General features: G+C 33.3%; 12 protein-coding genes. 7 read left to right on the forward strand and 5 right to left on the reverse strand.

All coding sequences use genetic code 11. The features are described 5' to 3' along the window. Positions 1-17: 17 nt before the first annotated feature. From porM to BLR17_RS06230, 3 genes are all read left to right on the forward strand, one after another. Positions 18-1,559, forward strand: a complete 1,542-nt coding sequence (gene porM, locus BLR17_RS06220; protein WP_066326727.1) for a type IX secretion system motor protein PorM/GldM — start codon at positions 18-20, stop codon at positions 1,557-1,559. A gap of 50 nt (positions 1,560-1,609) precedes the next feature. Then, positions 1,610-2,500, forward strand: coding sequence for a type IX secretion system ring subunit PorN/GldN (gene porN, locus BLR17_RS06225; protein WP_066327516.1), 891 nt, complete (start codon positions 1,610-1,612; stop codon positions 2,498-2,500). Positions 2,501-2,583: 83 nt separating this feature from the next. Further along, a complete protein-coding gene (locus BLR17_RS06230) occupies positions 2,584-3,633 on the forward strand; it encodes an NAD(P)/FAD-dependent oxidoreductase (RefSeq protein WP_066326726.1) in 1,050 nt (349 codons plus the stop codon). A 2-nt stretch (positions 3,634-3,635) separates the two neighbouring features. Here BLR17_RS06230 and BLR17_RS06235 read toward each other — a convergent pair whose 3' ends face one another. After that, complete coding sequence (locus BLR17_RS06235) at positions 3,636-4,016, reverse strand: DUF983 domain-containing protein (RefSeq protein ID WP_066326724.1); 381 nt, start codon at positions 4,014-4,016, stop codon at positions 3,636-3,638. A gap of 65 nt (positions 4,017-4,081) precedes the next feature. Between BLR17_RS06235 and BLR17_RS06240 the strand changes: the two genes are divergently transcribed. Further along, positions 4,082-5,989 carry an ABC-F family ATP-binding cassette domain-containing protein gene (locus BLR17_RS06240; RefSeq protein ID WP_066326723.1) on the forward strand — a complete coding sequence of 636 codons (1,908 nt, stop codon included), beginning with the start codon at positions 4,082-4,084 and terminating at the stop codon, positions 5,987-5,989. A gap of 521 nt (positions 5,990-6,510) precedes the next feature. Here BLR17_RS06240 and BLR17_RS06250 read toward each other — a convergent pair. Then, positions 6,511-7,476 carry an App1 family protein gene (locus BLR17_RS06250; protein ID WP_066326721.1) on the reverse strand — a complete coding sequence of 322 codons (966 nt, stop codon included), beginning with the start codon at positions 7,474-7,476 and terminating at the stop codon, positions 6,511-6,513. Positions 7,477-7,539: 63 nt separating this feature from the next. On the opposite strand from BLR17_RS06250, the gene BLR17_RS06255 reads away from it, so the two are divergent. Further along, positions 7,540-8,418: a diacylglycerol/lipid kinase family protein gene (locus BLR17_RS06255; protein WP_307725423.1), complete on the forward strand. Its 879-nt coding sequence runs from the start codon at positions 7,540-7,542 to the stop codon at positions 8,416-8,418. Positions 8,419-8,423: 5 nt separating this feature from the next. Here the strand turns inward: BLR17_RS06255 and BLR17_RS06260 are convergent, their stop codons facing one another. Next, entirely contained in the window at positions 8,424-9,572 is a 1,149-nt protein-coding gene (locus tag BLR17_RS06260; RefSeq protein ID WP_066326720.1) for a peptidogalycan biosysnthesis protein, read from the reverse strand. A gap of 95 nt (positions 9,573-9,667) precedes the next feature. Here BLR17_RS06260 and BLR17_RS06265 point away from each other — a divergent pair, with 95 nt between their 5' ends. Beyond that, positions 9,668-9,946, forward strand: coding sequence for a 4a-hydroxytetrahydrobiopterin dehydratase (locus BLR17_RS06265; RefSeq protein WP_066326719.1), 279 nt, complete (start codon positions 9,668-9,670; stop codon positions 9,944-9,946). Between the two features lie 47 nt (positions 9,947-9,993). Here the strand turns inward: BLR17_RS06265 and BLR17_RS06270 are convergent, their stop codons facing one another. After that, a complete protein-coding gene (locus tag BLR17_RS06270; RefSeq protein WP_066326718.1) occupies positions 9,994-10,479 on the reverse strand; it encodes a DUF1761 domain-containing protein in 486 nt (161 codons plus the stop codon). A gap of 180 nt (positions 10,480-10,659) precedes the next feature. On the opposite strand from BLR17_RS06270, the gene BLR17_RS06275 reads away from it, so the two are divergent. Further along, positions 10,660-11,517 carry a leucine-rich repeat domain-containing protein gene (locus tag BLR17_RS06275; RefSeq protein WP_066326717.1) on the forward strand — a complete coding sequence of 286 codons (858 nt, stop codon included), beginning with the start codon at positions 10,660-10,662 and terminating at the stop codon, positions 11,515-11,517. Between the two features lie 110 nt (positions 11,518-11,627). On the opposite strand, the gene BLR17_RS06280 is transcribed toward BLR17_RS06275, so the two are convergent. Further along, positions 11,628-12,440 carry an SDR family oxidoreductase gene (locus tag BLR17_RS06280; protein ID WP_066326716.1) on the reverse strand — a complete coding sequence of 271 codons (813 nt, stop codon included), beginning with the start codon at positions 12,438-12,440 and terminating at the stop codon, positions 11,628-11,630. Positions 12,441-12,503: the final 63 nt, after the last annotated feature.

A 12,503-nucleotide genomic window follows, 5' to 3' on the forward strand; every position in this document is an offset into this window, starting at 1 on the left:
ACTAATTATTAGAAAATATGGCAGGAGGAAAACTAACCCCTAGACAGAAGATGATTAACCTGATGTATTTGGTTTTCATCGCTATGTTAGCAATGAATGTTTCAAAAGAAGTTATATCAGGTTTTGGATTGATGAACGAAAAATTTGAAAGTTCAAATGTAAATTCAAAACAAACTAATGAGCAAATGCTAGTTGCTTTAGAGACAAAAGCAGCTGAAGCTAAAGGTGAATTTGCAACAGCAGCAGTAACAGCTCATAAAGTAAAAACAATTACTGATAATTTTTATAACTATATCAATACTTTAAAAGAGCAGGCTACTAAAGGATATGAAGTAGATCCGGAAACCGGAAAACTGCCTTATGAAGAAATGGATAAAGGAGATAATATTGATGATTGGTTTACCGGAGAAGGTTACGGTAAAAAAGGGAAGGAAATTATTGCTACTATCGAACAATACAAGGCGGATATAAAAACTGCGTTAGGTACTGACAAAAAATACAGCGGTATTGTTAAAGAAATTGAAGAAAAATTTGACCTTTCTGATGTTAAAAATAAGGAAGGTTTAAAAGATAAGTTTTTAGCGTATCATTTTAAAGGTTTTCCGGCTATTGCTACTGTAGCTAAATTGTCAGCTTGGCAAAATGATATCAATAAAGTGGAATCTGATGTGTACAGTATTGCTTTAGGAAAAGCTGCGGTTGAAACAGCATCTTACAACAACTATCAGGCAGTTGTAGTTTTAGATAAAAATGCTTATTTTCAGGGAGAACAGGTTACAGGAAAAGTGGTTTTAGGTCGTTTAGATGAAAATACTAAGCCTAAGAGTGTAACAGGAGCAAGATTAGATCCTGCTACAGGACAAGCAAAAATTGCTTTAACTGCCGGAGGTATAGGAGAGCAAACATTTGGAGGTCAGTTTACATTTGTTGAAGATGGAAAAACGATTCCTTTGAAATTCTCAGGGAAATATGTTGTGGTTCCAAAACCAAACTCTGCTACCATTTCTGCTGATAAAATGAATGTAGTGTATAGAGGAGTGGTTAACCCAATCTCTGTTTCATTTGCAGGAATTTCAGATAAAGATGTGAATGCATCAGCTCCAGGTTTGGTTAAAGTTGGAAATGGAAAATACAATATGAGTCCGCAAGGAGGTAATGAGGTAGTAATTAATGTTAGTGCAAAATTACCTAACGGACAACCCGTTTCTGATAAAAAAGTATTCAGAATTAAAGGTATTCCTGGACCAACAGGTACTATCAGAGGTGAAATGGGTGTAGTTAAAGGACCTAAATCTAATCTTGAAATTGCTACAGTTGGTGCAAAATTAGTTGACTTTGATTTTGATGTTAATTTAGATGTTGTTGGATTTAATTTAAAAGTTACAGGTCAGCCTACAGTAGTTGTACAAGGTAACAGATTGAATGCACAATGTAAATCAGTTCTTTCTAAAGCAGGAAGAGGAGATCAAGTTACCATTTCTGAAATTAAAACAAAATTAGTTGGTGCCGGTAGTTATTTATTACCAAGAACAGCTCCGGTAATTTTTGAAATTCAATAATAATACCTTTTACCTGGAAGTTTACATCAATTCTTATTAATGATACTATGATGAATATGAGAAATTTTTTGATAATGGCAATCGCTTTAATTGGAGGAGTAGCTTCTTATGCTCAGTCAAATTTGCTGAATGCTAGAATTCCTGAAGAAATTGGTTTGAAAACCAAAGCTCAGCAGATTTCAGACAACGATAAGCCATTAGCTTATGGTTATGTACATGATAGAGATGTATTGATGGGTAAAATGGTTTGGGAAATCATCGATTTAAGTGAGAGAATAAACTTCCCTCTTTATTTCCCAATTGATACTGCTAATATTGGTTCAGACAGACGTTCATTATATGATGTTTTGACAAGAGCTATAAAAAGCGGTGCAATAACTGAAGTGTATTCGGATAGTTATTTCAATACTAAAAAGACTTTCAAAGATATTCAGGCTTCATTAAGTCGTATTGATACAACAGATGCGGGTAGAGAACAAATCAATGCCGGTCAAAAAGTTTCTGCAGAATATATCATGAAATCAGATTTGACAGCGCAGGATGTTACGCAATACAAAATCAAAGGATTTTGGTATTTTGACAAACGTCAAAGTGAACTGAAATACCGTTTGCTTGGTATTTGTCCTGTTACTCCTGATGTGTACACGATGAATAGTGATGAGAAAGATTATATTGAGTTGTTCTGGATTTTCTTCCCTGATGCCAGAGAAGTTTTGCATGAAGCCAAATCTTTTAATAATAAAAATTCGGCAATGCCAATTTCTTTTGACCAAATACTCAATTCAAGGCGTTTTAATAGTGTGATTTACAAAGAAGAAAACGTCTATGGCGATAGAGAAATCAAAGAATACATGAAAGATAATGCTCAAAATCAATTGCTGGAAGCAGAACGGGTTAAAGAAAAAATTCGTGATTTCGAGTCGGATATGTGGAATTACTAATTGTGATTATAAATATTATAAAAACTCCTACCTTATGGTAGGAGTTTTTTGTTTTCTGTATTTTTGCACTTTATTAAAATGGTATGATTGATTATTTGATTGTAGGTTGTGGATTAGCCGGTATTTCGTTTGCCGAAATTGCTTTGGCTCATAACAAAAGTATTTTGGTTGTGAATGATGATTCGCAAAATTCTTCGAGAATAGCGGGAGGTTTGTATAATCCTGTTATTTTAAAGCGTTTTAGTGAGGTTTGGCAGGCACAGGAACAATTGGAGCTGATGAATCAATTTTATACGGATTTGGAGCAAAAATTGGCTGTTAAAGTCGATTTTAAAAAACCGATTCTTCGAAAATTTTTTTCCATTGAAGAACAAAATAACTGGTTTGCTGCTTCTGATAAACCTGCTTTATCACCTTTTTTATCCACTTCGATTATTACAAAAAAATATGCCGGTATTGATTCTCCATTTAATTATGGTGAAGTGCTGCATACGGGTTATGTGGATACGGCTTCTTTATTGGAAGAGTATAAAAAGTATCTTTTGAAAGAACAGCTTTTACTTCAGGAAACTTTTGATTATGATGCTTTAGAAGTTTTGGAGAATAGTATTCGCTATAAAAATAGGGAAGCCAAACATATCATTTTTGCTGAAGGTTTTGGCTTACATGCTAATCCTTATTTCAATCATTTGCCTTTGGATGGAACCAAAGGAGAGCTTTTTATTATCAAAGCGTCCGATTTAGATTTGGATGTCATTGTGAATACATCTGTCTTCATTCTCCCTTTAGGCAATGATTTGTACAAAGTAGGCGCAACCTATAATTGGAAAGATAAAACCGACATGCCTACCGAAGAAGGGAAACAGGAATTGGTAGAACGTATCCGGGAAATCATTAATTGTGATTTTGAAATTGTATCACACTTTGCGGGGGTTCGTCCAACAGTACGAGACCGCAGACCCATAGTAGGAACATATTCAAAAAGCTCTTCCATTCATGTTTTAAATGGATTAGGGACCAGAGGGGTTATGCTGGGACCTGCAATGGCGAAAGCTTTATTTGAAAACATAGAAAATGGAATTCCTTTAGACAAAGAAATTGATATATGTCGTTTTGAAAAGCGTAAAAAATAATTTTACGCTTTGAAATTGGGGTCGTAATGCACAAACATATTGATATAAATATTTCTGGACCATCTCAAAACCATAGGGCCTAAAATAATTAGTGTAGCAACAATGGCAATAAATGAATTTTTCATTGATGCTCCGAAAAACAGATATGAAATAATAAAAGTAGCAATTCCAATAGCAACATTTAGTCCGTAACTCACATACATTGCTCCGTAGAAAAAAGAAGGCTCAATTTGATAGACTAAGCCACAATGAGAACATTTACTGTTCATTTTTAAAACATTAGCCAGATTGAATGGATTTTTGTCCACATACATACTTTCATTTTGGCATTTAGGACAAGTTCCTGTTAAAATGCTATTTAGTTTGGATCCTTTTTTTAACATTTGCAAAAATTTTTATCAAAGGTACATTTTTTGGAAAAGTACCGATGTAACATTAGTCACAAAATATGCTTAATATACACAATTTATCGGTTTCGTTTGGTGGTACTTATTTGTTTGAAGAAGTAACTTTTCGATTAGGAGCCGGAGACAGGGTAGGTCTGGTAGGTAAAAATGGTGCCGGAAAATCAACCATGTTAAAAATGCTTGCGGGCGATTTTAAACCTGATTCGGGAGTGATTTCTCAGGAGAAAGATATCCGAATGGGATTTTTGCGTCAGGATATTGATTTTGAGCGTGGAAGAACTGTTCTTGAAGAAGCCTACGAAGCTTTTACCGAAATCAAATTTGTAGAGAAAAAACTGGAAGAAATCAATCATCAATTGGTTACCAGAACCGATTATGAAAGTGAAGAATACAGTAAAATAATTGAAGATTTATCCGATTACACCCATCGTTTTGAATTGTTGGGCGGATACAATTATGTTGGGGATACCGAAAAAATTCTTTTAGGTTTAGGTTTCAAAAGAGAGGTTTTCGACAATCAAACAGAGACTTTTTCGGGCGGATGGCGTATGCGTATCGAGTTAGCGAAACTGTTATTGCAAAATAACGATGTGTTGTTACTGGATGAGCCTACAAACCACCTGGATATTGAAAGTATCATTTGGTTAGAAAATTTCCTTCGTAATTATCCGGGAGTGGTGGTCATTGTGTCGCACGATAAAATGTTTTTGGATAATGTGACTAACAGAACTATCGAGATTTCTTTGGGGAAAGCTTACGATTTCAACAAACCTTATTCTGAATATTTAGAATTGCGTCAGGAGCTTCGTGAAAAACAATTGGCAACACAAAAAAACCAGGCAAAGAAAATAGAAGAAACTCAGAAATTAATCGACAGATTCCGATATAGTGCTACTAAATCTTCGATGGCACAATCTTTAATTAAAAAATTGGATAAGGTTGAGCGAATTGAAGTGGATGAAGACGATAATTCGGTGATGAATATTTCGTTTCCTGTTTCTAAAGAACCCGGAAAAGTGGTGATTGAAGCCGAAAATGTAACTAAATCTTACGGAGATAAAACCATTTTAAAAGACATTTCGCTGTTAGTGGAACGTGGAAGTAAAATTGCTTTTGTGGGACAAAATGGTCAGGGAAAATCGACTTTTATCAAGGCATTAGTGAACGAATTTGAATACGAAGGAAACATCAAATTGGGTCATAATGTACAATTGGGTTATTTTGCTCAAAATCAGGCGGAATATTTAGATGGTGAAATTACTTTGTTGCAAACGATGGAAGATGCCGCATTAGATAGTAATCGTTCTAAAGTGCGCGATATGTTGGGTTCGTTTTTATTTAGAGGTGATGATGTAGAGAAAAAAGTAAAAGTGCTTTCGGGAGGGGAGAGAAACCGTCTGGCATTATGTAAATTATTGTTGCAACCTATCAATGTATTGCTGATGGATGAGCCAACCAACCACTTAGATATTAAGTCTAAAAACGTGTTGAAAGCCGCTTTGCAAAAATTTGGAGGTACTTTATTGTTGGTTTCTCACGACAGGGATTTCCTTCAGGGAATGTCAAATATCGTATATGAATTCAAAGATCAAAAAATAAAGGAATATTTAGGCGATATCAACTTTTTCTTGGAGCAACGCAATATGGAAAACATGCGTGAAGTAGAGAAAAAAGAAGTGGTTAAAACAGTAGCGCCTAAGGAAAGTAAAAAAGTATCTTACGAAGACCAAAAGAAAGGCAAGACATTACAAAACCGTTTGAGTAAAATTGAAAGCCAAATTTCACAATTAGAAAAAGACATTCAAAACGACGATAAAATGCTGGCTTCTAATTACGACAAACACATTGAAGATGCCGCTTTTTTTAAGGCTTATAATAAAAAGAAATCCGATTTAGACCAATTACTAATCGATTGGGAATTGGTTCAGGAAGAAATAGATAATTTGTAGTTAATCTAGCAATTTATTGTTGAGACTTTAAGACTTGACCTAATAGGTTTTAAAAACCTGTTAGGTCTTTTTTATAAAAAAAATAAAAATAGTTTTATGAATCACTTTTTTAGTTATATTGCTAATAAGTCTATATTGTTTACCTTTTAAAGTAGAACGAGAAAATATTTTTGCAAAATCTTTTAAATCATATAAATGAAATGTTTTGACATAATATTGATTAATATTTATTTTTTTTTGAAAAAATAGTTAAAAATATATGAGGGCATTCATTAAAATATTGATTTTAATAATTTGTATAGGTGTAATAATTAATTTAATATTTTTTCCAATAATTAAAATTTTAGAATTTCTCAGTAGTAAATATGGAGAAGAAACTTCTTTTTGTTTTTTGATAATAATAACTATCCTAGTTTATTCTATTAGTAGAATAATAAAAAAAACTGACAAATAGTTTCAAGTCAAGTCTCGTTTCTAAACTTTTTTTTCAATAGTTAACATAGTTGGTATAATGTTTTAGTTTAGCTAATCAACCCAATTTTCTTAGAATGCGCTATCGCTTCTTTACTTTTCTTAAAATAGCAAACTTCCACCGAAAGGCTTTCCAGATTTTGCAGGGTTTTAAGTACTTTGGCTTTTTTATGTTCCGCAGTTTGCCTAATGTAAATGGCCTGAATCGTTAAAGGGAAAATTTTAGCGATGGCTTCGTACAATAGAGGATCTTCTTGTGAATCATCACCTATGAGCACGTATTTGAGATTAGGATAAAATTCCAAAATGTGTTTGATCTTTTCAAACTTATGATTGTGTCCGCCTCTGCCAGTCCAGAAAAACTGAGTCAGACTGGTTTTGATATCTTTCAACAATAAAACGGCTTTGGGTAACTGGTGAATTTCGGTAAACTTTACGATAAAACGGTACAGATTCCATTCGCTGCTGGAAACATAAAAAAAAGTATTCAGTTCCTGATGATTATCTCTGCCCGATTGACTCAGGGCCTGATAATGTACAGTTACATCCTCAAAAATTTTGCGTCGGTTTACGTTTCTAAATAAAAGATGGTACAACTTCCTTAATGGATTTAAAGTATAAGAAACCAGAAAAGTGTCGTCAATATCCGAAATGATACCTAAGTGATCTACTTTTGGACGTATATAGTATTCCCGCGAGCAAATGGTTTCGTTTTTATAATTCAGACTTACCTCGTATTCCACCCAGCCATAATTGTCCTGACCTAGCGGAATGCAAAATTTGAAATAACCATCTTTAAGAGTTCGGGTATGGATGGTTTTTTGATTGTGTTTTAAATAAATATCGGCATTAGACCAGGTTTTCATTCGATACATTCCAATAATTGAGCTGGCATTTTTGAAATTTTTATCCTGAAAATCGTAATCTGCTTTTTTGGTTGGGAGGAAAACATGTCCCATGACAATTAATTCCTGCTCGTTAGCATAACCGCGATATAATTTTATAATAGGTTTCATTTACCAACTTTCTTTTGTAGCGTATTCTAAATTTAATTAATTTTAAAGTAAATAGGAAGTAAAATGTTGAAAAATAATGTGATAATGGTAGTAAATCCCGTTTCGGGAGGGATTAATAAAACGGCTTTGATTGAGCAGGTATTTCATTATGCACAGGATTTACAATTGAATTTGTTTTGCTTTGAAACTACCGGTAATGATGATTTGCAGGGAATAAGAGATTTTTATCGCCAATATCGTCCTGAAAGAGTTTTGATTGCTGGTGGTGACGGAACGATAAAACTAGTGGCAGAAGCTTTAGAAAATGAAGATATAATTTTAGGTATTCTGCCGGTGGGTTCTTCCAATGGATTAGCTACAGATTTGGGTTTGGTAAGATCAGAGGAAGAGAATATCGCTATTGCTTTTCAAAATCATTTTGTAGCAATTGATTGGATTAATATCAACGGCAAAATGTGCCTGCATTTAAGTGATTTGGGGTTGAATGCCGAGTTGATTAAGAATTATCATAAAAGTGCTATTCGCGGAAAAATAGGATACGCATTGCAGGTTTTTAATACTTTGTTTAATGCAGAGAAATCCTTTCATGTAACTATAAAATTAAACCAACAATGGATTGAAACGAAAGCCCAAATGATTGTTATAGCCAATTCTCAAAAATATGGAACAGGAGTGGTAATTAATCCAATCGGGATTATGGGCGATGGGAAATTTGAATTAATAATTTTAAAGAAAATTACCTTAAGCGTTTTTATGAAAATTGTGATGCGACAAATTACCGTTTCATCCAAAGATGTTATTGTTGTTTCTACTGATAAGGCTGTAATTCAGATAGACAGAGCTGTTAGTTTTCAAATTGACGGAGAATTTTGCGGAACGGAAAATCATTTGGATATCAGTATAATTCCCAGAAAATTAAAAGTAGCAATGTTTAAAGTTTAATCTTTTTATTTAAAAGGATTTCTTTCCTGCCATGCAATTTTGGGTTCAAAATAGTTGAAAGTTTTGGACACTAATAGATTTAAAACAGGATTGTTATGCCTGATTAATCCAAACATAGCTACGGCTTTGGCACCTACAGAACTTTTAATTTCCAATGCTGTTCTTGCAAAAATGATTCGGTGGTATTTTTTATTTATCGAATAGCCTATCATGTCGTAAAGCATATTGAGATACAGCATTTTTTCTTTTTGGCAATCTTCGTCGTAACCCAAAAAATAAGTGTCTATGTCGGAGCCATTTTTAATTAAGGTGTTGAAACCTATTAATTTATTTTCATTAAAATAGCCGTAAAATAGAAAGTGATCTTTTAGATTTTTTTTGAAAATTTCAAAATGATTTTCGCCCAGATAAAAGGTATTAAAAGCAGCTTTTTTAGCGACATTCATGTACAAGTCGTGAATTTCTTTTTTATGTTTTTGAATTTCAGAAAGACTCATTTTTTGTTTGTGCAAAGAATCCGATTTTTTCCTTGCTCTTTTGTATTGATCGCGGTATTTTTTATTAAGATCAGCCAGATAATTGTCAAAAGTTTCCCAGGAATCCTTTATGTCAAAAATCATATTGGGTTGTGTGGAAAACCTGTAGAAGGAATCAAATTCAGCGGTATCAAAATCTTTAAGTTGTGTTGCTGAAAAGTCTTTAAATATAGTAAGATGTGGTTTTTTACCTTGTTTTTGATATAACAGCTCTAAAGCGTTAGAGGCTTGTTTTAATACTTTGATGGTGTTTTCTCTGGGTACTTTTTTGCTAAAGGCGATTCCGTTTTGTCCCGTAAGCATGTTATTACCTATGATAAGCACTTTAGAACCAAATTTTTTGAAAACAAAATTCCTTATTTTGGTTCTTAAACAGTGGTCTCTTTCTCCAAAAGAAGGGATTTGGCTTAAATCCAAAAATTGTGAAATACAAATACCTATAATTTCTTGTTCATGCAATAAAGTAACGAAACGGCAACTCATGTTTTCAGGAGCGGCAGTTTCTAAAATACGCAGATAATCTCTTGAGAGAAATATATTTTTTTTGGACAAAATATCCCACTCAGCAGGTATGTCCCTGACGGTGTCGTAAATTTTAAATGAAAATAATGATTTCAAATTTTGAGGAATTATTCGATGACGAAGGTACTATTTTAAGTTAATTCGAATGTTAAAAGCTACAAAATAACTAAATTTATACAAAAAGAAATAGTATGAATACTTATAATGAAAAAACAGCAGAATCTCTTTTGTCGGAATTGGAAAATTGGACTTTTTTAAACGACGGAATCGAGAAAAAGTTTGAGTTTAAGAATTTTAATCAGGCTCTGGCTTTTATGGTCCAGGTCGGCTTGTTAGCCGAAACACGAAATCATCATCCTGAATTGCACAATGTGTATAATAAGGTTTCGGTAAGATTGTCTACGCATGATGCTAATGGGGTAACCGGTAAGGATTTTGATTTAGCCAAAGCAATTGATAAATTGTTTTAAAGAAACCTCCTCTTTTAAGTGATATTACAGAGGAGGTAGTTTTGTTTTTATTGCCAGGAACAGATAATACCACCCATAATTGTAAAACATACTGCCCAATAGCCGGCATTTATAAAGGTATATTTCCAGCTTTTTCTTTCAAATAAAGCATTGGTAGCAATCATGGGAAGAGCAAAGAAAAGCGCTGCAAGAAAACCATGTAAAGCACCATGCCTAAATGATCGGAATGCAGTTCCGTAATCAGCCATAAAGGCAGCATAAGATGGTTTAATATCTGTTGCACCGCCACCTCCAATCATTCCAAAAGCACCCCATTGATGAATGGTTACAAATTGTAAAAACATTGCTATCAGGAAAGCGAAGAAAATTGACATGATAAAAATGACCGGCATATTGGCTCCTTTCATCTTTTCTTCTGTTAATCCTGATTCTTTCATCCAGATGGTTCCAAATACTTTTGGGTTATACCAGATAAATCCAATTACCAGAGTTGATAATGCAGCTACAATTAATGCTAAAAAGTTAATTTCCATAATGATTTGGTTTATAGGTTTGTATTTCAAATATAAAAATTTTAATTAAATAAATTATAATATGACTTTTCTGTAAGAAAAAGACCTTGTAAATAAAATATATGTGTATTTTATCGATTTTTTTGTGTTGTTAATCGATTTTTTTACTACTTTTATTCCTGTAAAATAAAAATAGGAATTATGAAAAATATAGTTACTTCATTTTTGATTCTTTTGTCCTCACTTTCAATGATGGCAAATGTGACACTTACAGATAAAGAGATTCTTGTAAAATTATACGAAGCTACTAATGGTGCTCAATGGAAAATGAAATGGGATTTATCTAAGCCTGTTGCCAGCTGGTCAGGCGTAAAGGTAGTTAATGATAAAGTGGTTGCCTTGAATTTAGAGGATAACAATCTGGAGGGTCAAATTCCGAATGAGTTGGGTGATTTGAAAAATTTGCAAGAATTGGTTTTGCATAAAAATCATCTTTCCGGAGGTATTCCGTCAAGTTTAGGGAACCTGAAAGAACTAAGAGTTTTAGACTTGTCATTTAATACTTTGTCTGGTGCCATACCAGCTTCAATATGCAATTTAAGTAATTTGAACAGTTTAGAATTGTATATGAACAGACTTAGTGGAGAATTACCATCAAATCTTGGGAATTTGCAAAATTTAGAGACTTTAGCTGTTTTTAATAATGAAATAGAAGGAGCCATTCCAACTTCATTTTATCAAATGAAATCTCTAAAAAAAGTTTTGTTAAACAGTAATAAATTAACAGGTACTTTGAGCCCTGATGTAGTTAATTTAACTCAGTTAACAAATTTTAGTTTGTTTGAAAATAATTTGCAAGGACAAGTTCCATTATCAATCGAGAAATTGAATAATTTGAAAGAAATGAATATTTCTTATAATAAGTTTAATGGTTTAGTTACTAAAAAACTGGCAATGTTAGATACGCTTAATATGACAATGATTAATGAAAATGGCGTGGCTTATTTAATGAATGTTGCCGTTGAAGTTGATAAAAGGCCTATAGTTTCAGAAGAATAATTTTTTTGGTTAGGAAATTGTTTTTTTATATTAAGTTAGTTTATAATAAGTTTAGTGTTTGTAAAACCTGTGAAGAGTAATCCTCACAGGTTTTTTTTGTATGTGATATTTTAAACTCCGCTAAAGGCACTAAAACCACCATCTACAGGAAGTACAATTCCGGTAATGAATTGAGAAGCATCGCTACATAAAAAATGAATAGCCCCGGCTAATTCATTGGCTTCTCCAAATCGTTTCATAGGGGTGTTATTAATGATTTTGTTACCTCTGTCAGTATAAGTTCCGTCGTCGTTAGTTAATAGTTTTCGATTTTGATTTCCAATAAAAAAGCCAGGTGCTATTGCATTTACACGGATTTTGTCACTAAATTTCGTGGCCATTTCTACGGCCATCCATCTGGTGAAATTTTCCATAGCTGCTTTAGAGGCTGAGTAGCCCACAACTCGTGTTACAGCTCTTTCCACTGTCATTGAAGAGAAATTGATAATGATACCTTCTTTTTGTTGTGCCATATGTTCACCAAAAACGATAGAAGGAAGTACAGTGCCGTTTAAGTTTAAATCGGTTACTGTTTGAAAAGCATCCATGGATAAATCAAAAATAGTTTGGTCTGGACCTATAGTTGCTCCAGGCATATTGCCGCCAGCTGCATTTAAAAGAATGTCTATGTTTCCGAAATGTGTGATGATTTTTTTTCTGGCTTCAATTAAAGATTCCTTATCAAGAATGTTTGCAGCTATTCCCAGAGCTTCGTAGCCACTATTTTTTAAGTTATTGATAGTTTCGTCTATTGTTTCCTGTTTTCTGCCAATAATTACAATTTTTGCGCCCGAAGCAGCTAAGTGTTCTGCAATGGAACTTCCCAGGACTCCGGTTCCTCCTGTAATTACGGCAACTTTGTCTTTTATATCAAATAAATTCATTTTTATAATTTTAAGGTTTGTGTAGTCATTTATCATAAAAGCTGCATGAATTAAATAGAATTC

It is taken from the genome of Flavobacterium glycines (genome assembly GCF_900100165.1).
Taxonomy (GTDB): domain Bacteria; phylum Bacteroidota; class Bacteroidia; order Flavobacteriales; family Flavobacteriaceae; genus Flavobacterium; species Flavobacterium glycines.